We start from the raw sequence: 24,730 nt of genomic DNA on the forward strand, positions 1-24,730 counted from the left end.
GAATGCCGAGGCGCGGGGACAGGAATGGAAAAGGGGAGCACATGGAGTGGCATCACGCCGATCGGGGCGGTGCGTCAGCGGGGAAGGGCGAAGCCGGGGTAAATCATGACCGGGGTGAGCCATGAATAGGGCCTCCCTCCATCGGCAGCTGGCGCCGGAGGCGTGGCCGCGTGCCGGCCTGTCGCCGCTCAACAAGCTCATCTGCGCGCTGATCCTGCTGGCTTCCGTGGCCGCCGTGCTCGAGACCGAGCCGACCCTGCGTCGCCTGGCGCCGGGGCTCTTCACCACTCTCGAGGCGGTCTTCGTCTCCCTCTTCGTCCTCGAATACCTGCTGCGTCTCTATGCGGTGGGGGAGGACCCGCGCTACCGCGGCCTCGGGGGCCGTCTCCGCTACGTCTTCTCCGTCTGGGCGCTGATCGACCTGATCGCCATCCTGCCGTTCTTCCTGGGCTTCCTCTCCCATAACAACGCCTTCCTGCTGCGGCTGCTGCGTATTCTCCGCATCCTGAGGCTTGCCCGCCTGGGACGGTTCAGCCGCGCCTGGGCGGCGCTGGGCGAGGCGCTGGGCCGGCGCGTTCATGAGCTGCTGCTCAGCGTGGGGGTGGCGGGCCTGCTGCTGCTGTTCTCCTCCGCCTGCCTCTATGTGGTGGAGGCGGCCGACCAGCCGGAGGCCTTCGGCAGCGTGCCCCGGGCGCTCTGGTGGAGCATCGCCACCCTGACCACTGTGGGGTATGGGGACGTGACCCCGATCACCGCCCTGGGCAAGTTCTTCGCCGGCCTCACCGCCGTCGCGGGCATCGGCATCATCGCCATGCCCACCGGCATCCTGGCCGCCGCCTTCAGCGACGCCTTCCAGAACAACAAGCACCAGACATCAGAAGTGCGAGAAGGGAAGGACCCGACGTCCTCATGACCGGTGACATCGTCGTCGCGGTGGATGACGAGGCCATCGTCGCGGCGCGCCCTGTTGCTTTTCGAGGTGGCGGCAGTGATGCTTGATTAAGCATATGCCGAACAATGCCGATATGACCCGCTGACGCTCGTGCGAGGAGCGCGCTATGCCGTTGGAACTCTGGCTCTCTTTCTGCCTGGCCTCCCTGTTGATCATCGTCTCTCCCGGCCCCGCGGTGGCGCTGCTGGTGACCACCGGGATCAACCGCGGGCGACGCGCCGCCCTGGCCATGCTGCCGGGCTTCTTCCTGGGCGACCTGCTGGCCATGACCCTGTCGTTCGCCGGGGTGGGCGCGCTGCTGATGGCCTCCGCCGAGCTGTTCCAGCTGTTCAAGTGGCTCGGGGCGGCCTATCTGCTCTATCTGGGCATCAAGATGTGGCGTGAGGCGGGGCGGCTTGGCGACCTGCAGCCGACGGGCACGGACATCCGGATCGGCACGGCCAAGGCCTTTCTGGTGACCGCGTTGAATCCCAAGAGCCTGGCCTTCTTCATGGCCTTCATGCCCCAGTTCGTGACACCGAGCCAGCCCTTGTTGCCGCAGTTGGCCATCCTGTTCTCGACTTTCCTGGCCATCGGCGTGCTCAGCGATCTTGCCTTCACCTTCCTGGCCACCACCGGCGGCCGGATGCTGAGTGCCCGGTTTCGCCGCATCCTTCACCGCGCCGGTGCCGGCAGCCTGATCGGGGCGAGCGCCCTGGTCGCCGCCATGCGCCGACCCTGAAGGGAAGGGGCGCTGCCATGTGCCGCTTGCTCTGCGACCCGGATACCTTGCTTCGCCGGGATGCCGCTCCGGCGAAGCGTTGGGGGCAGAGGAGCGGGGGCTTTCGCGTCCGCCGAAGACGGGGCACCATGCCCTGAACGCCGCCGATGGAACCCTGCCATGATGCGACTCCACCACTGCGTCAGCGCCCGCTCCTTCGCCCCCTCTGGCTGCTCGAGGAGCTGGGGCTGCCCTATGAGCTGGTGATGCACCCCTTCCCGCCCCGGGTGCGTGACGAGGCCTTCCTCGAGATCAATCCGCTGGGCACGGTGCCGGCGCTGTTCGACGGCGAGGTGGCGATGACCGAATCCGCGGCCATCTGCCAGTACCTCGCCTCCCGCCGCCCCGAAGCGGGCCTGGCGGTGGCGCCGGACGATCCCGCCTATGGCGACTACCTCAACTTCCTGCACTTCGGCGAGGCGACCCTCACCTTCCCTCAGACCCTGGTGCTGCGCTACGGCCACTTCGAGCCGCCGGAGCGGCGCCAGCCCCAGGTGGTGGAGGACTACGCCCGCTGGTGCCTCTCCCGGCTGAGGACCCTGGAACCGCGCCTGACCCGGGAGCCCTTCCTGTGCGCCGGGCGCTTTACCGCCGCCGATGTCTCGGTGGGCTATGCGCTGCTGCTGGCCAGCCATATTGGCCTGGGAGAGCGCTTCAAGCCCGCCGTGTCCGCCTACTGGGAGCGCCTGCAGCAGCGGGAGGCCTTCCGGCGCGCCCTGGCCGTGGAGCGGGAGGCGGCCCTGGCCCAGGGCGTCTCGCCCGAGTCGGCCATGGCGGTGGGAAAGGCCTCGCAAGCAGGAACAGGCCCTCGTTAACTCACTGCCAGGCCGGCCCCCTGTAGACGGCAGGAGCAGCACGAGGGTAGGCATGAGGACAGTACTCGATACCCTGGCTGGCGCCCTGGCCGAGCGGCGCTACATCGCCGGTGAGACCTTCAGTGCGGCGGATATCTACATCGGCTCGCATCTCGGCTGGGGGATGCAGTTCGGCACGATTCCCCGCCGCCCCGAGTTCGAGGCCTACTGGGCCGGGCTGAGGGAGCGGCCGGCCCACCAGCGCTGCGAGGCCTTGGTGCAGCAGGCCCTGGCCTGAAAAGGGAACAGAACAGGCCCTCATTGCCTTATCCCCGGGGCGGCGTGGTGCTGGACGACCCCGACGACTACGTCAGAGACGGCTCAATGCCCCGCCAGAGAGCTGATGTCGGCTCAGCTCTGCACATGCCAGCTACCGTCGGGTTGGCGACAGGCCGTGCCATGGACCTGCTGCATGCGCCCGTCGATGGAGGCGTCGATGGTGTATCCCCGGCAGGGGCCGGTGGCAGCCTCGAATGTGCGGGTGGGTGTCACCCGGTACTGGACGCCAGTATCCGGATTCAACCATACCGCGGGCACGCCGGTGCGCACCGTCTCTAGGGTCTGGGCCGTCTTGAGCCGATCCGTGTCATCCATGGACCGGCCCACGGCGCCTCCTATGGTTGCACCTGCCAGAGTGCCGGCGATGATGGCGGCGGTCTGGCCGCGTCCTGCGCCGACCTGGCTGCCCAGCACGCCGCCCAGTACACCACCAATGACCATGCCGGCCTGCTCGGAAGGGCCTCGATAATGATTGGCGCAGCCGGCAAGGGCGAGGCTCGCTGCCAGCATGAGCGAGATGAAGATCTTGTGGATCATGGGAGTGTGCTCCAGAAGCGGCTACATCATGCGGCCCTTGCCTCCACTGTAGTTCGCTTAGGGGGAGAAGGAAAAGAGTCTGTGATCGCTCCGTAAGGAAATATGAGCCGCCCAGCAATCGTACCGAGCCGCATCTCGTGCGGGCGCCGCCAGGGCGCCCGCTTGGGTCATGGACCTCGCACTCAGAAGCGGTCGAGGCGGAACGGGGCCATGTCCACCGCAGGTTCTTCGCCATCCATCATCTGGGCGAGCAGCTCGCCGGTGGCCGGGCCCAGGGTAAAGCCCTGATGGCCGTGGCCGAAGGCGAGCCACAGCCCGGCCTTGTCGGGGGCGGGGCCGATCACCGGCTTCATGTCCGGCATGCAGGGGCGCGCCCCCTTCCAGGGCTGGCTGTCGCGGCGCTTGCCCAGCGGGAACAGCTTGCGTGCCACCTTCTCGGCGGCGGCCAGCTGCTTGTACTGGGGCGGCGAGTCCAGGTCGGCCAGCTCGGCGCCCGTGGTCAGGCGAATCCCCGCCCGCATCGGCTCGAGCAGGAACCCCTTCTCGGCGTCCATCACCCAGTGGTTGAGCTTGGCCCCCTCCTCGGAGGAGTAGTGCATGTGGTAGCCGCGCTTGACGAACAGCGGCACCTTCATGCCCAGCCTTTCCAGCATGTCGCCGGCCCAGGGGCCCAGGGCCACCACCACCTCCTCGGCCTCCAGTGGCCCCTCGCTGGTCTCGACCCGCCAGCCGCTTTCTACCTGGAGCACATCCTCGACGCTGGCCTGCACTACCCGCCCGCCCTGCGCCTCGAAGCTGCGGGCGTAGGCCTGCACCAGGCCGCCCGGGTCCGAGACCATCCAGGGCTGCGTCCAGTGGATCGCCCCGATCAGCCCCTTGCCCAGATGCGGCTCCATGGCGTAGAGCGCCTCGGCGTCGAGCACCTCATACTCGACCCCGAAGCGCTCGTGGTTCTCTCTGGCCTTGTCCTGGCACTCCTCGAACGCCTTGCGGGTGCGGTAGAGCTCCAGCCAACCGCCCTGGCGCACCAGCGCCTCGGCGCCGGCGGCCTCGATCATCGGCGCGTGGGCATCCTGGCAGCGCATGATCAGCGACGCCCACTCGGTCACGATGCGCTCGTAGCGCTTGCCACTCGAGTTCAGCCAGTAGTTCAGCAGCGGGCCCGCCGCACTCATCATGCCGGTAGGGCGGTAGCGAATGTCCACCTGGCGGTTGGGCACCACCCGCAGCAGGGTACCGATATCCCGGGGAAGGCGTAGGGGCGCACCGCCTCGCGCTGGATGATGCCGGCATTGCCGAAGGAGGTCTCGAGCCCCGGCTCGCGGCGGTCCACCAGGGTGACGTCATGGCCGCGACGCGCCAGATGCCAGGCCACTGATACGCCGACCATGCCGGCACCAAGAACGAGGATATTGCGGGCCATGAGAGTCTCCCTGCCGATGGAAATGGAAAGCTCCGCCGCGGGCGGAGCTTGTCATGCAGGGAGTCTAGCAGTGCTTCCCAGAAAATCGGATATGTCCTGATAATTAAGATGAAATCACTATTTTAATTTTTGTTTTCAGTGTTTTTATCTGCTTGTGGCATTTATTTTAGATCGCTTTCCGTGCCGCACCGCCAGGTCTGCCGCTCGGCACAGGGGAGGGGGCATGGTGCTGGGGTAGCCTCGGGCGCGGCTTGGTGGTGGGGCCCGGGCGCCTCGACTATCGTCAAGGGCGGGTAGCCATCACCAAGCGCCTGATCACAATGACGACCATAGAGGTTGCCGTGCGAGGCGGCATCTTCGCGCCGACCTTTTTTCGATCAGCGATTTCTGGTCACCTGGGAGGTGCCCGAGGCCTCCGGCAAGAACGACCGGGACGATACGCCGGAGCGATGATTCTATCCGGGCGGCATGACACCCTATCATCACCCTTTGCGGGACGATCTCCCGGGCACTGTGCCGGCCGGCGAATCTGGCAACGGGGGCCCGATCCGGGTGGCTCCCCACCACAGGAGGTTCGACTTGCATGACACAGCCCGATCGCACCACAGCCTGCCCCTGCGGCAGCGGCCAGGCCCTGACCGGCTGCTGCGGGCGCTACCACGCCGGCGAGCCGGCGCCGACCCCCGAGGCGCTGATGCGCTCGCGCTACAGCGCCTTCGTGCTTGGCCTGGCCGACTACCTGCTGGACACCTGGCACCCCAGCACCCGCCCCTCGAGCCTGCCGCTCGATGCTGCGACCACCTGGAAACGGCTCGAGGTGTTGGATAGCGGCGAGCAGGGGGAGCAGGGCTGGGTGCATTTCCGCGCCACGTTCCACGAGGGCGGGCGCTGGTCGGCGCTGGAGGAGGCGTCGCGCTTCCTGCGCGAGGCGGGGCGTTGGCGCTATGTCGATGGCAATCCTGCCGTGCAGCGGCTCAAGCCCGGCCGCAACGCGCCCTGTCCCTGCGGCAGCGGGCGCAAGTTCAAGGTCTGCTGCGGCCTCGCCTGAAGGACCGGCCGGCGCGGGCATTAACGTCTGGCGCCGCTGCCAGGCGCACCATATGCTTCTTGCTGTCCGGCACTCGCACGCCGCGAACCCTGTGTCGCCGGGCCTATGAGGGAGATTCGCCATGGAGCCTGACCAGAAACCGCCGCACCGTGGACCGCAGCTGATGCATGACGAGCTGCCCAAGGAGCACGAGGATCCGCTGATCCGGCGGCTGCACGTCGTCATCCGCTACGCCATCAAGCTGCTGGCGGTGCTGATGGTGCTGGTGATCATCTGGGGCGTGCTGGATGTCATCTACGTGCTCTACACCAAGTTCCTTGCGCCGCCGGTGCTGCTGTTCGAAGTCGGTGACATCTTCGTGATTTTCGGCGCCTTCATGGTGGTGCTGATCGCCGTGGAGATCTTCATCAACATTCGGCTCTACCTGGGAACCAACGTCCTGCCTATCCGGCTGGTGATCGCCACGGCGCTGATGGCCATCGCGCGGAAGGTGATCATCCTGGATATCGAAACCATTTCGGCCGAGGAGATGTTGGCGATTGCGGCGGTGGTGCTGGCGCTGGGGGTGACCCACTGGCTGGTCGGCAAGCAGGAGTAGCGACGGCTGTTCGAACAGGGTGGGGAAGCTGAAACGCATCAGGGCCCGCCGAGGCGGGCCCTGATGTCGAACCCCTAGGGTTCGAGAACTCGCATGACCCTTAGGTCAGGCGAGTGCCTTGATGTTCGAAGCCTGAAGGCCTTTCTTGCCTTGAGTCACGTCGAAGGAGACGCTTTGGCCTTCCTGCAGAGACTTGAAGCCTTCCGCCTGAATTTCGGAGAAATGGGCAAAAACATCGTCGCCGCCGTCAGCGGGCGAAATAAAGCCAAAACCCTTTGAATCGTTGAACCACTTGACTGTGCCAGTCGTCATAAGAAATCCTCTCGCGCTTAGCGCATTGCAATATATCCTGGTATTACCCAGATGAGCAGCGGGTACAACAAGGAATACAATGACAGGCTATCGAACGAAAGAATTCGAATGCTGCTGAAACTATGCATACTTGCCAACCAACTGGTGCCACGGTGTCATGCTTGGCGATGTGGGTCAAAGGATTTCGGTATTCATTTGTCGATGCTCAGGAGGCGATGGCTTAGCCAATGAAACCTTAACAGGCTATCGTTTGTCGGAGGGAGATTGTTGGGCCTGGCGGCCCCCGCAGCGGCGCCAATGCCAGGATGCCTGTCACGTTGCCTGAACAGGAGGCTTCATGAGCCAAGGACACGATTACACGCCCCCCAGGGTCTGGACCTGGGAGAAAGCCAGTGGCGGCAAGTTCGCCAGCATCAACCGGCCCATTGCCGGGCCGACCCACGAGAAGGCGCTGCCGGTGGGTCAGCACCCCTGCAGCTCTATTCTCTCGCCACCCCCAACGGGGTCAAGGTGACGGTGATGCTGGAGGAGCTGCTGGCGCTGGGCCATGAGGGGGCGGAGTATGACGCCTGGCCGATCCGAATCACCGAGGGCGAGCAGTTCGGCAGCGGCTTCGTCGAAGTGAATCCCAACGCCAAGATTCCGGCTCTGATGGACCACACTACGACGCCGCCTACCCGAGTGTTCGAGTCCGGCTCCATCCTGCTCTACCTGGCGGAGCGGTTCGGTGAGTTCTTGCCCGGCGATCATGCTCGCCGCACGGAGGCCTTGAACTGGCTGTTCTGGCAGATGGGTAGCGCCCCCTTCCTGGGCGGCGGTTTCGGTCACTTCTACGCCTATGCCCCGGAGAAGATCGAATACGCCATTGACCGCTACGCCATGGAGGCCAAGCGCCAGCTAGACGTGCTGAATCGCCGCCTGGCCGAGCATCGCTTCCTGGCCGGGGAGGCGTATAGCCTGGCCGATATCGCCAACTGGTCCTGGTATGGCCAGCTGGCGTTGGGTCGGCTCTATGACGCCGCCGAATTCCTGCAGGTGCAGGAGTATGAGCACGTGCAGCGCTGGGCGCAGGAGATCGATGCCCGCCCCGCGGTACAGCGCGGGCGGATGGTCAATCGCACCTTCGGCGACCTGGGAATGCAGCTCCATGAGCGCCATGCCGCCAGCGACTTTGCGACCCGGACCCAGGACAAACTCGAGCCGGTGACCTCAGGCGACTGAGCGCCCTCTGCGACTGACGCAGAGGCGCGCCGGGTGCTGTCGGTAGGAGGAAATTCCCCCTGCACTATACTGAGTCTGACGACAGCGACCTTGGGAGGTGTGACATGCTCGCGCGTCTTTGGAGAGGTATCGTGGCGGGACTGGTGGCCACCCTGGTCATCTCAATGTTCCTGATCCTGCGTCTGTCGGCGGGGCTGATGCCCTGGTACAACCCCATCGAGATCATGAACCTGACGGCCCAGAGTGCGCTGGGCACCCCCGATAGCATCATGGTGGGGTGGCTTATCCACTTCGTGGTCGGGGGGCTGATATGGGGCACCCTGTTCGGGCTGCTGGCGCCCATGCTACCCGGTGGTACCCGGGTGCGGCGCGGCCTGGTTTTCGGGTTGGTGGCCTGGGTGGTGGTGATGCTCACGGTGTTCCCCTGGCTGGCTCGGGCTTCTTCGGCCTGGGCTTCGGGCTGGCGGCACCGCTTTCCACGCTGGTGGGCCATATCGTGTTCGGCGCCGTGCTGGGCGCAGTCTACGGCTGGCTGCGTGGCATCGAGCCCTGATGCCGCCACGGTGACCCTGCCAGCGCCGGCTGTGGCATATTATGCTTTTCTGTCTGGAGGTCACCAATATGGCAAGCATCTTTACCCGCATCATTCAGGGCGAGATTCCGGGACACTTCGTCTGGGAAGACGACCAGTGCGTGGCGATCATGACCCTGAACCCCATGAAGCCGGGCCACCTGCTGGTGATCCCCCGTCAGGAGGTCGACCACTGGGACGATCTGCCGGCCGATCTCGTTGCTCACCTGATGGGGGTTTCCCAGACCCTGGCCAAGGCGCTCAAGCGCGCCTACCCCTGTGAGCGGGTGGGCATGCTGGTGGTCGGCCTGGAGGTGCCGCACGTGCACATCCACCTGGTGCCGATTGATGCGATGCAGGATATCCGGGTGGAGGGGCTTGCACAGGCCGAGCCCGAGGCGCTGGCCGAGGCGGCCGAGCGGATCCGCGAGGCCCTGCCCGCAACCGCGCGCGGCTGAGGATCACTGCACGGCGGTGACCACCACCGGCGCGATGCCGCGGCTGATCATGCCGAGCTCACGAGCGGCACGCTTGGAGAGGTCGATGATTCGCCCGCGAACGAAGGGGCCGCGATCATTGATGACGACCGTCACCTCGCGGCCGTTGTCCACGCGCGTTACCACCACCTCGGTACCGAAGGGCAGGTCGGGGTGCGCGGCGGTCAGTTGATTCTGATCGAAGCGCTCGCCGCTGGCGGTGGTGGCGCCCTGAAAACGGTCGCTGTAGAAGGAAGCAATGCCTTCCTGGGGCTCCGCCTCGATCTGGTGGGCCAGGGCGGCGTGGGTGCCGAGGGTCAATGCCGCCGTCAGGCAGCAGGTCAGGAACAGGCGCGATCGGGTTCCCATAGGGTTACCTCACGGATCTCATGATGCAGCTATCGCATGCTGCGATGCAATATACCTCGAGGGCGTGGCCATGGTAACCGGCTTCAGTGAGGGCGGCAAGCCCTGTTGGAGATGGCGGGAGATGGGCGCCAAATGGCGACAATGTCGCGAATTTGCCCTTATTCGGTGGGTGTTCACCGCCTGGCGCTACGCCGGGCGTTGAAGCAGAATTGGCGGCGCAGCCCGGCGTCGTGCTCCGCATTGACTAGGCTAAAGCCATGCCCAGTCTCGCTTCCTTGGAGAACGATATGTCGGAGACGGATCGCTACGCCTATCCTCATCGCGTGCTGCACTGGCTGGTGGCCGTGGTGATGCTGCTGTCCCTGGCCAGCGGCCTGACCCTTGGCTTTCTCGGTTTCGAAGGCGCCATGGAGCGTTTTGGCCGCGCCGGGACCGACTTCCTCTACACCTCTCACAAGTCCCTGGGTGTGGCGATTCTGGCGCTGATGACCGTGCGCCTGATCTCTCGGTTGCTGTTTGTGGTGCCCGATCACGACCCGCCGCTGCACCCCTTTCAGCGCGTTCTCAGCACCGCCGTGCACTACTCGCTCTATGTGGCGCTGCTGGCCCAGCCCATGCTGGGCTGGGCGGCCACCGCCAGCGGCGATTTCCCGGTGCAGTTCCTTCACTGGCACCTGCCCGGTGTCGTCGGGGTCAACGAGGCGCTCTCGGAGCGGCTGTTCATGTGGCACGGCTGGCTGGGCTGGACGATTCTGGGGCTGGTGAGCCTGCATATCACCGGCGCCCTCTATCACTGGCTGATTCGGCGTGACGGGGTGATGAAGCGGATGAGCCTGTTCTGAGTGATAGGCCGAAAAGCAGAACACCCAACCGGCCGGGGCCGAGTGGGGTGTGGGTCTGCTGGGTAGCAGGATCATGCCGTCAGGGCTGCTGCTCTTCCTCGAACAGCTCGGCCTTGGCGTCGCGCATGACGTCCTCGCAGGCGGCCTGGTGGGCAAGCTGGGTGAGCAGGCTTTGGGTCACCGCGAATCCCTTGCCCAAACAGGTGTCGATCTCTTCCCGGCTTACCTGCGGGGTGACGCTGCAGTCAATCTTGATCGTTCTTCCGCCGCCTTCCAGTCTGTCGGCCAGCGCTCGCATGCTCCAGGCGATACGCTCCCTCCAGCCGGCAGACGCTTCCACGCCTTCGTTTACGCTAAACGTGCACTGCCACTCAGGCTTGTAGACCTTCATGTGAACCTCCTGTGCTGGCTGGGAAAGAATGATCGATCGTGGTGGTTACTCCGTGTCAGAATCTCTTGCCCGCCCACTATACCGCTCGCCCGGCATCGGCTACCAGGCATTCGAGGGAGATAAGGTGCGAAGTGCCAGGCGAAGTCGGGTGTCAGCCCAGGTAGGCGGCGATGGCGTCGGCGGCGGTGCGCTGCCATAGGGCCTGGGCGGCCCAGAACTGCAGCACTTCGCGATCGATTGAACGGTCGGGGTAGATGAGATATGCATGGTGCGGACCCTCCTGTAGGGACTACCTTGACCAGCATAGGTGTTTTTGTTGCATTGCAGCATGAAAAGTTTGCATGTCACCCTTTGCTTAATAAGGGCTTGCAGGATCTCGGCCGCTGCCCAGCGGTGACGGCCCGATCCATGGTCGCTCAGGTGGGGTGACGCCGTAGGGGAAGGCGAATGACGACAGCAAGCAAGGCAAGCGGCAACCCGGGGGTAGGGCGCTGGCTGCGCCCCCTGCGCTGGCTTGGGGTGGCCGGGCTGGGGCTGCTGGCCAGCGGCTGTGCCATGATGGCGCCCGCTCCGCCCGAGGATCAGCGCAATATCTGCGAGATCTTTCGCGAGCAGCCCCGCTGGTATGACTATGCCCGCGACGCCCAGGACACCTGGGGTACGCCGATTGCCACCCAGATGGCCTTCATTCAGCAGGAGTCCTCGTTTCGCAGCCATGCGCGCCCGCCCCGTCAGCGCATCTTGGGCTTCATCCCCGGCAGCCGCCCCTCCTCCGCCCGCGGCTATGCTCAGGCGCTGGACCCGGTCTGGGGGAGTACCGGGACGATGCCGGCGCTACTCTGGCACGCCGCACCCACATGAAGCACGCCACCGACTTCATCGGCTGGTACAACGCCCGCTCCCATCGGCAGCTGGGGATTTCGCTCGACAACCCCGAGCAGCTCTATCTGGCCTACCACGAAGGGGCCGGAGGCTATCGGCGGGGCAGCTACCGCAGCAAGCCCCAGGTGATGCAGGCCGCCAGCCGCGTCCAGGCACGCGCTAACCGCTATCGGTCGCAGCTGGCCGCCTGCGAGGCCGAGTTCCGCTGTCGGCGTTTTTATCAGGTTGGGCCATTCTGCCCCGACAGCTAAGAGCCTAATCGTCGCCGGCGAGAGATTGGCTATCCGCTTCTGCCCGCCAGGCCTCGAGCCGCTCGCGTAGCTCGTCGGCGGTGGGCCGGGCCTGGGCCATCACCTCCTCGACGCGGTTGAAGTGCAGCAGTCGCACGCCGGTCACGTCCGGCTGCAGGTAGAGGTCGGGCGGCCGGTGCTGCACCATCTGGCGAATGATGGACTGCTGCATGATCTCGAAGGTCTTGAACAGCAGGTCGGTCATCCCGGTGGCCTCTCCCGCGACCGGTTCGCGCCTGCCCGTCACGTCCACGGCGATGACCCGATCGACCCGGCCCTGGAGCAGGTCGAAGGGCAGGGGATTGGAAGTGCCGCCGTCGATCAGCAGCTGGCTGTCGCGGCGGCTGGGCTTGAACAGCCCCGGCACCGCCATGCTGGCCGCCAGTGCCGGGAAGAGCTCGCCCTCTTCGAGCACCACGCTCTCACCGCTCCAGTAGTCGGTGGCGACCACTGAGAACGGGATGCGCAGCTCGCTGAAGTCCCGCACCTCAGTATGGCCGGCGAGAAAGCGCAAGAAACCGCTGGAATCGAGCAGGCCGCCTTCACCGAGGCCGAGCTGCAGCAGATCGGTCACGCCGAGCTCGCTGTCGCCGGCCAGCTGAGTGAGGGCGTCCAGCGGCGAGCCGCCGAAATCGTCGAACAGGTCGAGGATCTCGGCGGCGGAAAGCCCGGCCGCGTAGAGTCCGCCGATCACCGCCCCGATGCTGGTGCCGGTGATATGGTCGGGCTGTATCTCGAGTTCGTCGAAGACCTGCAGCACGGCGATGTGTGCTAGGCCGCTGGCACCGCCGGAGCCCAGCGCCAGGCCGATGGTGGGACGAGGGGTATCGTCGGCCGCACTCGGCGCGGGTGCGCCAGCCAGCAGCAGACTGGCCAGCAGGATGCCGGCGAGGCCGGCGGCAAGAGGTCGGGTCATGCAGGGCTCCTGGGATAGCCGCGGGGTAGGGCGCGATGTTGTGGTGTCACCCGATGTCGTGCCACGCCTCGTGGGCACAGCTCTGGCAGCGGTAGAACCCTTCATAGCGGCCGTCGCCCGCGGCGCTTTCGCGCACCGTGCCTTGCTGGAACCGGAAGCTGCGTAGCGAACAGATCGGGCAGCGTGCCACATCGTCTCGCGGCGCCCGGGGCAGGGTACGATGGGGCGTGGCCGCGTTGACCGGCTGCGCCGTGCCTTCTTGAGCCGCGAGATCGAGTTCGGCCAGCAGGTCGTCTGCCAGTCGGCGGGCAGTCTCGGCCTTGTCGCTGTCGGCGAGGCTTGCCAGCTCGCGGATCTGTTCCTTGATGCGCTTCAGTCGCGGCGTGATATCGGCCATCTCGGACCCTCCATCAGGTCGTCATTGCGTGAACGCTCTCTACATAAGCATACCTCGCGATGGGCGTTGCAGCCCGCTCTCGCCACGGTTGTGGCAATACGCTACTGTCAGAGGCTTTAACGTGTTGCCGATCAGGGGCATTGGTGCCCGAGGGGAGGGAGCTTGCGTGAACCCATCGCGGCGGTAAACCTGCCAGCGGCCGAAGTGAGCTGCGCCAGCTGCCGGGCCAGCTGCTGCCGCCTTGAAGTGATGCTGATCACCGATACCGGCGTGCCGGAGCGCTATATCGACACCGATGCCTGGGGCGGCCAGGTGATGGCCCGGCTGGCGGATGGCTGGTGCGCCGCGCTGGATCGTGACACCCTGCGCTGCCGGATCTACGCGCAGCGCCCCTGGATCTGTCGTGAGTTCGAGATGGGCGCCGAGGAGTGCCTCGCCGAGTATGAGCCCCGCCGTATCACCACGTCGGCGGGATGCCGCGACAGTCAGTGAACAGGGCTTGGCCAGATAGGGAGGGAGTATCGCGATGCGGGATCATCGGATCGGGCTTGGACAGGCGCGATGGGGTGGCTTGCTGCTGGTGCTCTGGACCTGCTGGCTTGGCCTGGGTGCCCCGCTGGCGCAGGCAGCCACCCCGGATACGCTGCGGCTGCTGGACCATCGCGGCGCGGCTCCGCCCGACCAGCCGGTTGCGTCGCTGTCGGGGCAGGAGCTGCCCCGCTCCCAGCGTCAGAACCTGGGCGTAGCCGCTCATCCGGTGTGGCTGCAGTTGCGCCTGTCCGAGCATCAGGCCGAGCGCCTGCTGCATCTCGACAACCCACTGCTGCACCATGTCGAGCTCTACCGCCATGAGGCGGCACAGCCGGCTCCCTGGCAGCCGGTGCCGCGCCAACGTATGGTGTCGCTCTCTGGCGAAGAGGCCTCGGCCTGGCGGCCCATCTTTCCCGCGGCTGCCGCAGGCGACTACTTACTGAAGATCGATTCTACCCAGGCGCTGCGTTTCGCGCTGACGCTGCAAACGCCAAAGGCGCTGGAGCGCGACTGGCGTGGCTTCAGCCTGGGGCAGGGGCTTTACCTGGGGCTGGTGCTGGGGTTGGTAATCTACAACAGCGTCCTGCTGTTGAGTCTGCGAGATGCCAGCTACTTCTGGTACCTCGGCTTCGTGCTGGGCTTGGCCGGCTACTTTGTGTTCCAGAAGGGGCTGCTGTACGAGTTTTGGCCATCGCTGTCTCTGCCGCTCAATGAGGCGCTGATGTTCACCTCCCTGGCGGTGGGAGCCGCCAGCGCGCTCCAGTTCTGTCGACGCTTTCTGCTGATGTCCAGGGAAGACCCCAGGCTCGACCGCTGGCTGCAGTATGTGGGGATTCTGGCACTAGCGGGCGTGTTCCTGGCCTGGTGGCGGCCGGGACATACCACCGTGGTGTTCTTCTCGCTTTTCGGTCTGGCAGTGATGGGGCTTTTCCTGCTGGTGTCCGTGCGTGCGCTGCGCCGTCACTTTCGGCCGGCGCGCTGGCTGCTGCTGGCCTGGTCGTCGCTGGTGGCGGGGGCGACGGCTTTCATCCTCGCCACCTACGGACTTCTGCCGCACCACTTTCTCACCTACTACGGCTTTCAAGTGGGCTCGGCCATCGAGGCGATGCTGCTTTCCCTGGCGCTGGCGGATCGCATCAGCCTGATGCACCGTGAGCGGGAGACGCTGCTCGATGAGCAAACCCGGTTGCAGGGGATGAGCTATACCGATGGGCTGACGAACCTGCATAATCGGCGCTTTCTGGACGAAAGGCTGGGGACGCTGGTACCCGCCGCCCAGGCGGAGGGCTCGCCACTGAGCCTTGTCATGCTGGACCTGGATCATTTCAAACGATTCAACGATGGCTGGGGACACCTGGAGGGCGACCGTGCCCTGCAGCACCTGGCAAAGGTGATGCGCAGCGTGGTACGCAGCGAGGACAGCTCTTGCCGCTACGGCGGAGAGGAGTTCGCTATCGTCCTGCCTGGGCGCAGCCAGTCCCAGGCGGCGGAGGTGGCCGAGCGTATCCGCAGCGAGCTGGCGCGGCAGCCGCTGAAGCTGGAAACCGGGGAAGCCGTTCACCTGAGCTGTACCCTGGGCGTTGCGCAACTGGCGCCGGGAGAAACTGCCGAATCGCTGCTGGGGCGCGCCGACCAGGCGCTGTATCGCGGCAAGCAGGCCGGGCGCAATCGAGTGGTCGCACATGCCGGTACAGATCCTCGCGGCCTGTACGAGCCCGTTGCCGAAGAGCGCTGAGCCTTCGCCCATTCAACCGACGAGAGACAACCGACACAGGGAGATTCGATACATGATCAATCCAGCACAGCGCGAGTGGATAAAGGGTCACCTCGAGGAGATCGCCACCGCGGTCATGACCGCCTTCTTTACCGCGCTGATGTTCCGGGTGGGGCTGGGCATGCTGTTCTCGATCGTCATGGGCCTGGCCCTGGCGTATGTGATTCGCCTCTTCGCCCTGAAGAAGGCGCTGGAGGCCATCACCCGTCGTGTGCCGTGGCTGAGGCGTGATGAGGCGCGGGATGAGCCTTAATAGCGCTGATGCCTGGCGTTGACCCTATGAGGTTGGCCCTGACTGAGTCCAGAGGAGAGTCGCCATGAAACTGCAGCTGGCCACCTGGCAGGAGGTGGAGGCCTACCTTCGGCGTGCCACCGGGATCATCGTCCCCATCGGCTCGACCGAGCAGCACGGCCCCAACGGGCTGGTCGGCACCGATGCGATCTGTCCCGAGGCCATTGCCGAGGCGCTGGGCGAGCGGCACGAGGTGCTGGTGGGACCGACCCAGCACCTGGGCGTGGCCCAGCATCACCTGGCGTTTCCCGGCACCATCAGCCTGCGCCCCAGCACGCTGATCGCGGTGCTGCGAGATACCGTGGCCTCGCTAGCCCGCCACGGCTTCACCCATGTGATGTTTCTCAACGGCCACGGCGGCAATATCGCCACGATCAACGCGGCCTTTGCCGAGATCTACGCCGAGCGCGACGGGGCGTCCCAGGGAGCGCTGCAGCTTGGGCTGTGCAACTGGTTCGCCGGCCCGCGGGTGCGCGAGCTCGCCGATTCGCTCTACGGCGAGGCCGAGGGCAGTCACGCCACGGCGTCCGAGGTATCGCTCTCCTGGTTCGCCCGCCCCGAGGCGGTCAAGCGGGTAGCAATGTCGCCGCGCATTGCGCCCTCCGGCAGCGCGCTGTGCGATGCCGAGACCTTCCGTCGCCGCTTCCCCGACGGCCGCATGGGCTCCGACCCGTCGCTGGCCAGCGTAGCGCACGGGGAGCGCTTCCTCGAGGCGGCGGTGGGGGACGCCTGGGAAGCCTACCGGCGCCTTATCGGCGGAGAGTAGCGGCCAGCGGCCGTGGGGCCGCCGGCGCGTCGTCACTCAGGCGCTGCGTTGAGCCGGGCGAAGCCCTCGCCCTGGTGGATGGTCAGCTGGTTGAACGGAATCACCCAGTCGTGCTCGTTGCAGGCCTGCACGCAGGCCGCCTGGATCAGCCGGTTGACCTTGAAGTAGTAGGCGGCGGCCTCGCCGCTGAGCGTCACCATGATCTGATAGTCCAGCGACGAGTCGGCCGCTTCGCGGAACTCCACACTGACGCTCTCCACCCAGTCGGCCAGCTCGGAGCCGGCCAGCCGCGCCTCTACGGCGTTCCGGAAGATGTCGGCCACCTCGGCCACCGGCAGGCTCTGGTGCCGGTAGTCGATGCCGAAGACCACCACCGCCAGAAAGCTGTCCCGGGAGAGGTTGCGCGGCCGGGCGGCGAGGAAACCGGCGGTGTCGTACTGCACCAGGTTGCCCAGCACCCGCAGCTGGACGACCTCGGGCGACTGGCGCGCCACCTGGCCGAAGGTGCCGTCGTCGAGCAGCACATAGTCGCCCGGCCGGGTCGGGAACCAGGGCTCGTCGTGGTTGAGCGGGCGCGAGATCAGCGTCGCCAGTTCGGACAGCGGCAGACGCAGGCGGCCGTTCTCGAGCTCCGGATTGACCAGCCAGGAGTAGAAGCCGATGGCCCGCACCCGCCAGGGAATGCCGTGGTAGATCACCCGCTCGCGCTCACGCACCTGGCCGGCGTTGAGGAACAGCCGGGCCTCGGCCAGGTAGCGTGGCAGGTAGGTGCGAAAGCTCAGCAGCAGCGCCACGATCAACAGCAGCGCCAGCGAGAACAGCACCAGGTCGCCGGCCGCGTATAGCACCATCATGAACACCAGGACCGACAGCAGCGCGGCCACCAGCCGGTAGCCGAGCAGGAACAGCCGGGTGCGCATGCCGCGACGCGGTATGCCTCGCCGTTCGCGGTACTGCAGCAGGCGGTTCATGCCGCCCTGTAGCACCAGTACGGTGAGGGCGAAGGCGCCGATGGCGACCAGCAGGGTCAGGCCGCGGCCGACGAAGAACTCGCGCAGCGCGCGCTGGCCCTGCTCGTAGAGGCTCTCGTCCCGCTCCATCAGGTTGTCGAGCTGCAGCTGGACGATGGCCTGCTGGCGCTGCAGGTCGGCCTGGCGGTCCCGCCAGCCCTGTTCCAGCTCCGCCAGCCGGGCCGCTGTGGCCTCGTCGTGGTCGGCCTCGGCGAAGGCCTCGATATCGTTCAGGGCCTGGTGGATCACCCCCAGGCGCTGATGGATCAGGGCGCGGTCCCGGCGCAGGCGCTCGAGGGTCCGCGGTCGCTCGGTGAGCTGACGCATCTCGCTGAACAGCGGACGCATGATCGAGAGCAGCTCGTCCTGCCAATTGAAGTCCTCCTGCTCGACCTGCTCGGTGAGGATCGAGCGATCGAGGCCGCCGATCGCCACGTCCTCGAAGAGCTCGCGCAGGTTGCGGCGCTGCTGCTCCAGCTGCTCGAGCTGCTCGCGAATCTGCCGGTACTCCTCGTCATCCGCGTCGAGCCCCTGCAGCTGGTGGCGAAGCATCTCGCCGCGGCTGCGCACCTCGACCAGCGAGCGCTGGATATCGCGAAGCTGGCGCAGCGCCTCGTCTCGCTCGCGCTGTTCGAGCGGGGGCTGCGGGGTGATATCGAATTCCGGCAGCCCATCGAGTTCGGATTCCAGCGCTTCCAGGGAGGAGGGCACCTCGCTCTGGGCGTTAGCCTGGCCCGGCAGCCATAGCGCCAGCAGCAACATCAGCAGCAGTGGCCAGCGCAGCGTGGCCGAGCATGAGCGGCGGTGAAGGGGATGGGTAAAAAGCATGGAGTCCTCGACGGATGGCGCGGGCGGGCAGCGCTCAGTTTACTGGCTTTGGTGCGGTGCGTAGAAGGGAGAGTGGCCGTTCGGCCTTGTCATGCCGCCGGGGATCGGCATGTTGTAGGCACACATCTTGGATGTCGAGTGCGCCATGCCGAAGCCCGATCCCCACAAACCCTCTGGCAAGCCGCCTGCCCCGCTCGACTGGGAGTCGCAGTCGCCGGGTAGCGGCCTGCAGCCCCCGCCGCGTCCCCAGTGGCCGCTGTTTCTCTGGTTCGCCTTCGCCATTCTGCTACTGTTCTTTTATCTCGATGCGGCCCAGCGTGACGTGCAGGCCGAACTGAGCTACACCGAGTTTCTCGAGGCGGTCGATGCCGGATACGTCGAACGGGTCACCCTGCGCGGCCAGTCGGTGGAGGGGCATCTCTCCGAGTCCGGACGCGAGACGCTGGACGTAGGCGAAGCCGAAACCTTCGAGACCACGCGGCCGGACGTGGAAAGCGATCGGCTGCTGGAGCGGCTGGAGGCCCAGGGGGTTCATATCGCGGCACGCCCGGTGGACCCGCCCTGGTGGCAGCGTATTCTGGTGGGGGCGCTGCCGTGGATCCTGATCCTGGCCCTGCTGTTCTGGTTCTGGAACCGCATGCAGCAGCGCGCCATGTCGGGCGGCGGCATGTTTAGCATGGGCAAGTCCCAGGCCCGTCGGGTGCGCAGCGAGGAGAGCGAGACCCGCCTGGACGACGTGGCGGGCTCCGAGAACGCCAAGCGCGAGATCATCGAGGTGGTCGAGTTCCTCAAGTCGCCCGACCGCTTCCAGGCGCTGGGCGCCAAGATTCCCCGGGGGATCCTGATGATGGGGCCGCCAGGCACCGGCAAGACGCTGATGGCGCGTGCGGTGGCCGGCGAGGCCGAGGTGCCTTTCTTCAGCATCAGCGGCTCCGAGTTCATCGAGATGTTTGTGGGGGTGGGGGCCTCGCGGGTACGCGATCTCTTCAAGCAGGCCAAGGAGCAGGCGCCGGCGGTGATCTTCATCGATGAGCTGGACTCCATCGGCCGCTCCCGGGGCGCCGGCATGGGCGGCGGCCACGACGAGCGCGAGCAGACCCTGAACCAGATCCTCTCGGAGATGGACGGCTTCGAGGCGGAGGAGTCGGTGGTGGTGCTGGCGGCCACCAACCGCCCCGATGTGCTGGATTCGGCGCTGCTGCGCCCCGGCCGCTTCGATCGCAAGATCACCCTGGAGCGCCCCCACCGCGATGCGCGCCAGGCGATTCTGGAAGTGCACACCCGCCGGATACCGCTGGCCGAGGATGTCGACCTGGAGCGGCTGGCCGAGATCACCATCGGCTTTTCCGGGGCGGATCTCGCCAACCTGGCCAACGAGGCGGCGCTGCTGGCGGGGCGCCGCGAGTACGAGGCGGTGGATTGGGCCTGCTTCACCGACGCCCGCGACCGGCTGCTGCTGGGCGAGGCCAAGGACGTGGGCCTCTCCGACCAGGAGCGCCATATCGTTGCCTACCACGAGTCGGGCCATGCGCTGCTGGCCTATCTGTTGCCCAAGGCCGACCCGCTGGAGAAGGTCACGGTGCTGCCCCGCGGCCAGGCGCTGGGAGTGACCGCCCAGGTGCCGGACGAGGAGCGCTACAACCACGGCGAGGCCTACCTGCGCGATCGCATCACCGTGATGTACGGCGGCCGCCTGGCCGAGTCGATCGTCTTCGGCGAGGTAAGCAGCGGGGCGGAGAACGACCTGGAGCAGGCCACTCAGCTGGCACGCCGCATGGTGGCCCGCTGGGGCATGAGCGAGCGGGTCGGGCCGGTGATGTTCGCCCAGAGCCGCGAGCATGTGTTCCTCGGCAAGGAGATGGCCCAGGCCCGCGAGCACAGCGAGGCCATGGCGAACCTGGTCGACGAGGAGATCCGCCGCCTGCTGACCGAGCTGGAGACGCGGGGCCGGCGCCTGCTCGAGGAGCACCGTGCCGCCCTGGATGCCCTGGCATCGGCGTTGGAGGAGCGCGAGACCCTGGAAGCCGAGGCGATTGGCGAGGTGCTCGAGGCGGCGGGCAGCGGCCAGCAGACCGGACGATAGTCCGGCGCCTTTGCCGCCTTTCTGCTATCCTGCGGCCGTCCGTATGCCCGCATTCCTGGCCGATGCCGCCCGGCTCTGGCTGCTCGTTATCTCGCCGTCCCGACGGCCCTGACTTCCTCTGCAGGATCTCACCTTGTCCGATGTCTCTCCCGATGCCGCCTTCGCCACGTTGCCGCTGGCGCCGGCGCTGATCGATAACCTCGCCTCCCTGGGCTTTGCCGCCATGACGCCGATCCAGGCCGAGGGGCTGCCGCCGATCCTCGCCGGTCGCGACGTGCTCGCCCGCGCGAAGACTGGCTCCGGCAAGACCGCGGCCTTCGGCCTGGGGCTGCTGTCGCGGCTCGACCTCGCGAGCTTTCGGGTGCAGGGGCTCATCCTCTGCCCGACCCGGGAGCTGGCCGACCAGGTGGCCGGCGAGCTGCGTCGGCTGGCGCGCACCCTTCCCAACGTCAAGGTGCTGACCCTGTGCGGCGGTGCTCCCTTCGGCCCCCAGCTCGCCTCCCTGGCCCACGGCGCCCACCTGGTGGTGGGCACCCCGGGGCGCGTCGAGGAGCATCTGCGCAAGGGCTCGCTTGCCTTGGACGGACTCGAGACTCTGGTGCTGGATGAGGCCGACCGCATGCTCGACATGGGCTTCCAGGCGAGCCTCGAGGCGATCGTCGCCGAGACCCCGGCCCGCCGGCAGACCCTGCTGTTCAGCGCCACCTTCTCCGACGCCGTGCGCCCCGTGGCCGAGGCGCTGATGCGCGACCCGGTGACGGTGGAGGTGGCCGAGGCCCACGACGCCAGCAGCATCCACGAGCGGGTCTATCGGGTGGGCGATGGCGACGAGGCGCGCCTGGGGGCGCTGTGCCGGCTGCTGCTGCACTTCCGCCCGGGTAGCAGCGTGGTGTTCTGCAATACCAAGCGCAAGACCGACGAGGTGGCCCAGGCGCTCGGGGCGGCGGGCTTCAGCGCCCTGGCGCTGCACGGCGACCTGGAGCAGGCCGACCGAGACCGGCTGCTGGTGCGCTTCGCCAACCGCAGCGCCTCCATCCTGGTGGCCACCGACGTGGCGGCTCGGGGGCTCGACATTGCCGAGCTGGATGCGGTGTTCAACTACCAGATCGCCCGGGAGCTCGAGGTGCACGTGCACCGGGTCGGGCGTACCGGCCGGGCCGGCAGCGCCGGTATCGCCTGTACCCTGGTCGGCGAGGGCGAGGCCTACCGGCTGGCGCGCCTCAACGACTTCCTCGGCGAGCCACTGGAAGAGGCCCCGCTGCCGCCCCGCTCGGTGCTCGCTCGGGAGCCGCTGGTACCGCCCATGGCGACCCTGCAGCTGGGGTCCGGCAAGAAGCAGAAGGTGCGCCCCGGCGATATCCTCGGCGCCCTGACCGGCGAGGCGGGGCTGGCCGGCGACCAGGTGGGCAAGATCAAGGTGCTGGCCAACAGCGCCTACGTGGCCGTGCGGCGCGAGGTGGCCGACGCAGCCCTGGCGCGGCTGCTCGACGGTAGAATCAAGGGGCGCAGCGTGCGCGCCCGGCGCCTCGGCCGGTGAGGCCCAGCGGCGAATTTCGGGAGAAGAGATGAAGATACCCAAGCGACTGCAGCCGCTGGTGGACGACGGCCTGATCGAGGCGGTCGAGGGCCAGCTGATGAGCGGCAAGGAGGCCCAGGTCTACGTGGTGCGCTCCTACGGCGAGCGGCGCTGCGCCAAGGTCTTCAAGGAGGCGAAACAGCGCAGCTTCAAGCAGGCCGTGCAGTACCAGGAGGGACGCCGCGAGCGCAACAGCCGCCGTGCCCGGGCCATGGCCAAGAAGACCCGCTACGGTCAGAAGGAGCAGGAGCAGGCCTGGCTCAACGCCGAGGTCGACGCCCTCTACCGGCTGGCCGCGGCGGAGGTGCGGGTGCCCAAGCCCTACGGCTTCATCGACGGCGTGCTGCTCATGGAGATGATCTCTGACGCCGAAGGCTTCACCGCCCCGCGCCTGGACGACGTCACCCTGAGCGCCGAGCAGGCCCGCGAGGCCTACGCCAAGATCATCCGCGACGTGGTGAAGATGCTGTGTGCCGGCCTGGTGCACGGGGACCTCTCCGAGTTCAACGTGCTGCTGGCCGCCGACGGCCCGGTGATCATCGACCTGCCCCAGGCGGTGGACGCCGCCGGCAACAACAGCGCCGAGTGGATGTTCGAGCGCGACGTGGACAACATGCGCCGCTACTTCGGCCGCTTCGCCCCGGCGCTTCTGGCCACCGACTACGGCAAGGAGATCTGGGCGCTCTATGAGGCCGGCGAGCTGCATCCGGAGAGCGAGCTCACCGGATGCTTCGTCCACGACACCACCCCCGTGGATGTCGACGAGCTGATGACGGTGATCGACGACGTGCGCGACGAGGAGGCCTACCGCCGGGCGGCCCTCAACCGCGGCGACGAGCCCGGGGTGGAGGAGGCCGCCGAGGAGTGGCAGGCGTCCCAGCGGGAGCGTTGAGCCCACCTGCCAGCCCCGCCGCCCTCGCCCAAGGGCCTCTCGGGCTTGACCGGATATCGCAGTAGATTCGTGTTAAATCAGACGGGCTCCTGAGTTGCGTTAGACTGTTTCATGACCTGCCTCCCTCAATAGTGGCTCTGTGTTGTTGCCTCAACCTCAACGTAACCCACGACGTTGAGGAGGGGCAGGTCAATCCATCATGTCTAAGCTGGGAGGGTGGAGGCGGGCTGCGGGTAGCCCGTCGAGCCAATCGGCGGCGGTGGCCGCCCAGCACGCCATCGCGGGATGGCAAAGGAGGACACCATGCATAAGCGGATCTATGCCCTGGCGCTGGGGCTTGCGGGCAGCGCGCTGTTGGCGGCGCCGGCCCTGGCCGACCTGGAACGTATCTCGGCCGCCGAGGACGCCGAGGTCTATTTCATCTCGCCCGAGGATGGCGCGACGCTGTCCGGTCCGGTGACGGTGCGGATGGGACTCAGGGGCATGGGCGTGGCCCCGGCCGGCGCCGACTTCCCGGATACCGGCCACCATCACCTGCTGGTGAACATGCCGCTGGAGGACGTGGACCTGGACGCGCCGCTGCCCTTCACCGACCACACCCGCCACTTCGGCGGCGGCCAGACCGAAGGCGTCCTAGAACTGGAGCCGGGCGAGTACCGCCTACAGCTGCTGTTCATGGACTACCGCCATGTCAGCTTCGACCCGCCGCTGGTCTCTGATGTCATCACCGTCACCGTGGAGTAGGGCGGGCGGCCGTCAGGCGCCGCGCAGGCGGTTGACGGCCATTACCCCCAGGGCGGTGGCCACCGCCAGCCAGCCGGCGGAGACATTGGGCATGGCCAATCTGACCTTCATCGATAGGCAGGCAAGCGACATGGCCGTTAGCGCCTCGATGTCAGGAGAGCCGCCGGGCGGCGATCCCGCCACAGACAGGCGAACATCCACAGGAACACCGGCACGTTCATCAGCAGGCCGTAGAGCAGCGGGACCAGGCCGATGGCCGGCTGCTGGAGCAGCACGAAGGCCACCATCATCGCCACGCCGGCGTTCTGTACGCCTACCTCAACGGTAATGGCGCGCACGCTCTCCTGGGGCAGGCGAAGCCGGCGGGCGACGCCTTGCCCCAGCGCCATGCTGGTTAGGCAGAGCAGCAGCACGGCCAGGGTCTCCAGGCTGATCAGTGCCGGCAGCCGCTCGGCGTGGGCGACGAAGAGTGCGACCACCATCGCGATCATGGCCACACCGGTAAACCCCTTGACCCCCGGCAGCACCCGCTCTCGCCAGTGCGGTGGCAGGGCCCGGCGCAGCAGCATGCCGGCCAGCACCGGTAGCAGGGTGACCTGCAGCAGCTGGCCCACGGTCTGCCAGTAGGGCAGCGAGAAGCCCAGCGCAGTGAGCCCCAGCCGCTCGAGGTTCCAGCCCATGATCAGCGGCAGGGTGAAGGGAGCCAGCACCGCAGCGAGAGCGGTGAGGGTGACCGACAGGGCCAGGTCGCCCCGTACCAGGTAGCTGAACATGTTGGAGGTGGCTCCGCCCGGCACCAGAGCCACCAGCAACAGGCCAGCGGCTGCCGGTGGCGAAAGCGGAAGCAGCAGGACCAGCGCCCAGGCCAGCAGCGGCAGGGCGAGCAGCTGCAGGCCGCTACCGAGCAGAACCCGGCGGGGATGGCGCCAGGTGCGGGTGAAGTCGGTCCCGGTCAGGCTCAGGCCCATGGCCAGCATCACGCTGGCCAGCACCCAGGGCAGGGCAAGCTGTGACAACCCGTCGGCGGACATCCTGCCTCCTTGCGATCGTCCTCATGACACCACAGAGTATGCCCCACGCTGGGCGTGCCGACGACCGGAAGCGCATGTTCAGGGA

At 66.9% G+C, this 24,730-nt stretch carries 25 protein-coding genes and 4 pseudogenes; 20 read left to right on the top strand and 9 right to left on the bottom strand.

Annotated elements, in window-relative coordinates; genetic code table 11:
* Nucleotides 1-121: 121 nt before the first annotated feature.
* The 4 genes from ACSJDS_RS05135 (at nucleotide 122) to ACSJDS_RS05150 (ending at nucleotide 2,804) form a co-directional block, all read left to right on the top strand.
* A complete protein-coding gene (locus tag ACSJDS_RS05135) occupies nucleotides 122-913 on the top strand; it encodes an ion transporter (RefSeq protein ID WP_473032341.1) in 792 nt (263 codons plus the stop codon).
* Nucleotides 914-1,058: 145 nt separating this feature from the next.
* Nucleotides 1,059-1,673, top strand: a complete 615-nt coding sequence (locus tag ACSJDS_RS05140) for a LysE family translocator (protein WP_473032342.1) — start codon at nucleotides 1,059-1,061, stop codon at nucleotides 1,671-1,673.
* 146 nt (nucleotides 1,674-1,819) lie between these two features.
* Complete coding sequence (locus tag ACSJDS_RS05145; RefSeq protein ID WP_473032343.1) at nucleotides 1,820-2,527, top strand: glutathione S-transferase family protein; 708 nt, start codon at nucleotides 1,820-1,822, stop codon at nucleotides 2,525-2,527.
* Between the two features lie 52 nt (nucleotides 2,528-2,579).
* A complete protein-coding gene (locus tag ACSJDS_RS05150; RefSeq protein ID WP_473032344.1) occupies nucleotides 2,580-2,804 on the top strand; it encodes a glutathione binding-like protein in 225 nt (74 codons plus the stop codon).
* Nucleotides 2,805-2,917: 113 nt separating this feature from the next.
* On the opposite strand, the gene ACSJDS_RS05155 is transcribed toward ACSJDS_RS05150, so the two are convergent.
* Together ACSJDS_RS05155 and ACSJDS_RS05160 are read right to left on the bottom strand one after the other, a co-directional pair.
* Nucleotides 2,918-3,382, bottom strand: a complete 465-nt coding sequence (locus tag ACSJDS_RS05155; RefSeq protein ID WP_473032345.1) for a glycine zipper 2TM domain-containing protein — start codon at nucleotides 3,380-3,382, stop codon at nucleotides 2,918-2,920.
* Between the two features lie 182 nt (nucleotides 3,383-3,564).
* Nucleotides 3,565-4,805: pseudogene (locus tag ACSJDS_RS05160) on the bottom strand (NAD(P)/FAD-dependent oxidoreductase).
* Nucleotides 4,806-5,388: 583 nt separating this feature from the next.
* Here ACSJDS_RS05160 and ACSJDS_RS05165 point away from each other — a divergent pair.
* Together ACSJDS_RS05165 and ACSJDS_RS05170 are read left to right on the top strand one after the other, a co-directional pair.
* Entirely contained in the window at nucleotides 5,389-5,853 is a 465-nt protein-coding gene (locus tag ACSJDS_RS05165; RefSeq protein ID WP_473032346.1) for a YchJ family protein, read from the top strand.
* Nucleotides 5,854-5,974: 121 nt separating this feature from the next.
* A complete protein-coding gene (locus ACSJDS_RS05170; protein ID WP_473032347.1) occupies nucleotides 5,975-6,451 on the top strand; it encodes a phosphate-starvation-inducible PsiE family protein in 477 nt (158 codons plus the stop codon).
* A 105-nt stretch (nucleotides 6,452-6,556) separates the two neighbouring features.
* Here ACSJDS_RS05170 and ACSJDS_RS05175 read toward each other — a convergent pair whose 3' ends face one another.
* Complete coding sequence (locus tag ACSJDS_RS05175; RefSeq protein WP_473032348.1) at nucleotides 6,557-6,763, bottom strand: cold-shock protein; 207 nt, start codon at nucleotides 6,761-6,763, stop codon at nucleotides 6,557-6,559.
* 337 nt (nucleotides 6,764-7,100) lie between these two features.
* Between ACSJDS_RS05175 and yghU the strand changes: the two are divergent.
* From yghU to ACSJDS_RS05195, 4 genes and pseudogenes are all read left to right on the top strand, one after another.
* Nucleotides 7,101-7,984, top strand: a pseudogene (gene yghU, locus ACSJDS_RS05180) (glutathione-dependent disulfide-bond oxidoreductase).
* A 164-nt stretch (nucleotides 7,985-8,148) separates the two neighbouring features.
* Nucleotides 8,149-8,355: pseudogene (locus tag ACSJDS_RS05185) on the top strand (DUF6789 family protein); the annotation flags it as partial.
* Nucleotides 8,295-8,537, top strand: coding sequence for a hypothetical protein (locus ACSJDS_RS05190; RefSeq protein ID WP_473032349.1), 243 nt, complete (start codon nucleotides 8,295-8,297; stop codon nucleotides 8,535-8,537). The pseudogene ACSJDS_RS05185 and the gene ACSJDS_RS05190, both read left to right, overlap by 61 nt.
* 68 nt (nucleotides 8,538-8,605) lie before the next feature.
* Nucleotides 8,606-9,013, top strand: coding sequence for an HIT family protein (locus ACSJDS_RS05195; protein WP_473032350.1), 408 nt, complete (start codon nucleotides 8,606-8,608; stop codon nucleotides 9,011-9,013).
* Nucleotides 9,014-9,016: 3 nt separating this feature from the next.
* On the opposite strand, the gene ACSJDS_RS05200 is transcribed toward ACSJDS_RS05195, so the two are convergent.
* Nucleotides 9,017-9,400: a septal ring lytic transglycosylase RlpA family protein gene (locus ACSJDS_RS05200; protein WP_473032351.1), complete on the bottom strand. Its 384-nt coding sequence runs from the start codon at nucleotides 9,398-9,400 to the stop codon at nucleotides 9,017-9,019.
* A 287-nt stretch (nucleotides 9,401-9,687) separates the two neighbouring features.
* Between ACSJDS_RS05200 and ACSJDS_RS05205 the strand changes: the two genes are divergently transcribed.
* Nucleotides 9,688-10,242, top strand: coding sequence for a cytochrome b (locus ACSJDS_RS05205; protein ID WP_473032352.1), 555 nt, complete (start codon nucleotides 9,688-9,690; stop codon nucleotides 10,240-10,242).
* A gap of 79 nt (nucleotides 10,243-10,321) precedes the next feature.
* Here ACSJDS_RS05205 and ACSJDS_RS05210 read toward each other — a convergent pair whose 3' ends face one another.
* Entirely contained in the window at nucleotides 10,322-10,633 is a 312-nt protein-coding gene (locus ACSJDS_RS05210; RefSeq protein WP_473032353.1) for a hypothetical protein, read from the bottom strand.
* 558 nt (nucleotides 10,634-11,191) lie between these two features.
* Here ACSJDS_RS05210 and ACSJDS_RS05215 point away from each other — a divergent pair.
* Nucleotides 11,192-11,766 (top strand): annotated as a pseudogene (locus ACSJDS_RS05215) (transglycosylase SLT domain-containing protein).
* Nucleotides 11,767-11,770: 4 nt separating this feature from the next.
* Here ACSJDS_RS05215 and ACSJDS_RS05220 read toward each other — a convergent pair.
* Together ACSJDS_RS05220 and ACSJDS_RS05225 are read right to left on the bottom strand one after the other, a co-directional pair.
* On the bottom strand, nucleotides 11,771-12,721 hold the full coding sequence (locus tag ACSJDS_RS05220; RefSeq protein WP_473032354.1) for a patatin-like phospholipase family protein: 951 nt from the start codon (nucleotides 12,719-12,721) through the stop codon (nucleotides 11,771-11,773).
* Nucleotides 12,722-12,767: 46 nt separating this feature from the next.
* On the bottom strand, nucleotides 12,768-13,118 hold the full coding sequence (locus tag ACSJDS_RS05225) for a hypothetical protein (RefSeq protein WP_473032355.1): 351 nt from the start codon (nucleotides 13,116-13,118) through the stop codon (nucleotides 12,768-12,770).
* Nucleotides 13,119-13,280: 162 nt separating this feature from the next.
* On the opposite strand from ACSJDS_RS05225, the gene ACSJDS_RS05230 reads away from it, so the two are divergent.
* The 4 genes from ACSJDS_RS05230 to ACSJDS_RS05245 all read left to right on the top strand — a co-directional run bounded on the left by ACSJDS_RS05230 (nucleotide 13,281) and on the right by ACSJDS_RS05245 (nucleotide 16,481).
* On the top strand, nucleotides 13,281-13,610 hold the full coding sequence (locus ACSJDS_RS05230) for a YkgJ family cysteine cluster protein (protein ID WP_473032356.1): 330 nt from the start codon (nucleotides 13,281-13,283) through the stop codon (nucleotides 13,608-13,610).
* Between the two features lie 88 nt (nucleotides 13,611-13,698).
* Entirely contained in the window at nucleotides 13,699-15,384 is a 1,686-nt protein-coding gene (locus ACSJDS_RS05235) for a diguanylate cyclase (RefSeq protein ID WP_473034978.1), read from the top strand.
* Nucleotides 15,385-15,436: 52 nt separating this feature from the next.
* A complete protein-coding gene (locus ACSJDS_RS05240) occupies nucleotides 15,437-15,676 on the top strand; it encodes a hypothetical protein (RefSeq protein WP_473032357.1) in 240 nt (79 codons plus the stop codon).
* Nucleotides 15,677-15,740: 64 nt separating this feature from the next.
* Nucleotides 15,741-16,481, top strand: coding sequence for a creatininase family protein (locus ACSJDS_RS05245; RefSeq protein ID WP_473032358.1), 741 nt, complete (start codon nucleotides 15,741-15,743; stop codon nucleotides 16,479-16,481).
* Between the two features lie 32 nt (nucleotides 16,482-16,513).
* On the opposite strand, the gene ACSJDS_RS05250 is transcribed toward ACSJDS_RS05245, so the two are convergent.
* Nucleotides 16,514-18,319: a hypothetical protein gene (locus ACSJDS_RS05250; protein WP_473032359.1), complete on the bottom strand. Its 1,806-nt coding sequence runs from the start codon at nucleotides 18,317-18,319 to the stop codon at nucleotides 16,514-16,516.
* 145 nt (nucleotides 18,320-18,464) lie between these two features.
* Here ACSJDS_RS05250 and ftsH point away from each other — a divergent pair, with 145 nt between their 5' ends.
* The 4 genes from ftsH (at nucleotide 18,465) to ACSJDS_RS05270 (ending at nucleotide 23,614) form a co-directional block, all read left to right on the top strand.
* Nucleotides 18,465-20,402, top strand: a complete 1,938-nt coding sequence (gene ftsH / locus ACSJDS_RS05255; protein ID WP_473032360.1) for an ATP-dependent zinc metalloprotease FtsH — start codon at nucleotides 18,465-18,467, stop codon at nucleotides 20,400-20,402.
* A gap of 133 nt (nucleotides 20,403-20,535) precedes the next feature.
* A complete protein-coding gene (gene dbpA, locus ACSJDS_RS05260) occupies nucleotides 20,536-21,939 on the top strand; it encodes an ATP-dependent RNA helicase DbpA (RefSeq protein ID WP_473032361.1) in 1,404 nt (467 codons plus the stop codon).
* A gap of 28 nt (nucleotides 21,940-21,967) precedes the next feature.
* Nucleotides 21,968-22,870, top strand: a complete 903-nt coding sequence (locus ACSJDS_RS05265; protein WP_473032362.1) for a PA4780 family RIO1-like protein kinase — start codon at nucleotides 21,968-21,970, stop codon at nucleotides 22,868-22,870.
* 303 nt (nucleotides 22,871-23,173) lie between these two features.
* The gene (locus ACSJDS_RS05270) at nucleotides 23,174-23,614 is read left to right on the top strand and encodes a DUF4399 domain-containing protein (protein ID WP_473032363.1); all 441 of its coding nucleotides are present in this window, start codon (nucleotides 23,174-23,176) and stop codon (nucleotides 23,612-23,614) included.
* A gap of 137 nt (nucleotides 23,615-23,751) precedes the next feature.
* Here the strand turns inward: ACSJDS_RS05270 and ACSJDS_RS05275 are convergent, their stop codons facing one another.
* Nucleotides 23,752-24,645 (bottom strand): bile acid:sodium symporter family protein, encoded by an 894-nt coding sequence (locus ACSJDS_RS05275; RefSeq protein WP_473032365.1) that lies wholly within the window; start codon nucleotides 24,643-24,645, stop codon nucleotides 23,752-23,754.
* Between the last annotated feature and the right edge of the window lie 85 nt (nucleotides 24,646-24,730).

It is taken from the genome of Halomonas sp. SL18_1, assembly GCF_055755715.1.

Bases quoted from the DNA above. Each gene is read 5' to 3' on its own strand.
- ACSJDS_RS05245 (WP_473032358.1), top strand. From the start codon at position 15,741: ATGAAACTGCAGCTGGCCACCTGGCAGGAGGTGGAGGCCTACCTTCGG.
- ACSJDS_RS05165 (WP_473032346.1), top strand. From the start codon at position 5,389: ATGACACAGCCCGATCGCACCACAGCCTGCCCCTGCGGCAGCGGCCAG.
- ACSJDS_RS05175 (WP_473032348.1), bottom strand. From the start codon at position 6,763: ATGACGACTGGCACAGTCAAGTGGTTCAACGATTCAAAGGGTTTTGGC.
- ACSJDS_RS05210 (WP_473032353.1), bottom strand. From the start codon at position 10,633: ATGAAGGTCTACAAGCCTGAGTGGCAGTGCACGTTTAGCGTAAACGAA.
- ACSJDS_RS05265 (WP_473032362.1), top strand. From the start codon at position 21,968: ATGAAGATACCCAAGCGACTGCAGCCGCTGGTGGACGACGGCCTGATC.
- ACSJDS_RS05190 (WP_473032349.1), top strand. From the start codon at position 8,295: ATGGGGCACCCTGTTCGGGCTGCTGGCGCCCATGCTACCCGGTGGTAC.
- ACSJDS_RS05170 (WP_473032347.1), top strand. From the start codon at position 5,975: ATGGAGCCTGACCAGAAACCGCCGCACCGTGGACCGCAGCTGATGCAT.
- ACSJDS_RS05155 (WP_473032345.1), bottom strand. From the start codon at position 3,382: ATGATCCACAAGATCTTCATCTCGCTCATGCTGGCAGCGAGCCTCGCC.
- ACSJDS_RS05140 (WP_473032342.1), top strand. From the start codon at position 1,059: ATGCCGTTGGAACTCTGGCTCTCTTTCTGCCTGGCCTCCCTGTTGATC.
- ACSJDS_RS05240 (WP_473032357.1), top strand. From the start codon at position 15,437: ATGATCAATCCAGCACAGCGCGAGTGGATAAAGGGTCACCTCGAGGAG.
- ACSJDS_RS05270 (WP_473032363.1), top strand. From the start codon at position 23,174: ATGCATAAGCGGATCTATGCCCTGGCGCTGGGGCTTGCGGGCAGCGCG.
- ACSJDS_RS05135 (WP_473032341.1), top strand. From the start codon at position 122: ATGAATAGGGCCTCCCTCCATCGGCAGCTGGCGCCGGAGGCGTGGCCG.
- ftsH (WP_473032360.1), top strand. From the start codon at position 18,465: ATGCCGAAGCCCGATCCCCACAAACCCTCTGGCAAGCCGCCTGCCCCG.
- ACSJDS_RS05250 (WP_473032359.1), bottom strand. From the start codon at position 18,319: ATGCTTTTTACCCATCCCCTTCACCGCCGCTCATGCTCGGCCACGCTG.
- ACSJDS_RS05145 (WP_473032343.1), top strand. From the start codon at position 1,820: ATGGAACCCTGCCATGATGCGACTCCACCACTGCGTCAGCGCCCGCTC.
- ACSJDS_RS05220 (WP_473032354.1), bottom strand. From the start codon at position 12,721: ATGACCCGACCTCTTGCCGCCGGCCTCGCCGGCATCCTGCTGGCCAGT.
- ACSJDS_RS05195 (WP_473032350.1), top strand. From the start codon at position 8,606: ATGGCAAGCATCTTTACCCGCATCATTCAGGGCGAGATTCCGGGACAC.
- ACSJDS_RS05205 (WP_473032352.1), top strand. From the start codon at position 9,688: ATGTCGGAGACGGATCGCTACGCCTATCCTCATCGCGTGCTGCACTGG.
- ACSJDS_RS05150 (WP_473032344.1), top strand. From the start codon at position 2,580: ATGAGGACAGTACTCGATACCCTGGCTGGCGCCCTGGCCGAGCGGCGC.
- ACSJDS_RS05225 (WP_473032355.1), bottom strand. From the start codon at position 13,118: ATGGCCGATATCACGCCGCGACTGAAGCGCATCAAGGAACAGATCCGC.
- ACSJDS_RS05200 (WP_473032351.1), bottom strand. From the start codon at position 9,400: ATGGGAACCCGATCGCGCCTGTTCCTGACCTGCTGCCTGACGGCGGCA.
- ACSJDS_RS05275 (WP_473032365.1), bottom strand. From the start codon at position 24,645: ATGTCCGCCGACGGGTTGTCACAGCTTGCCCTGCCCTGGGTGCTGGCC.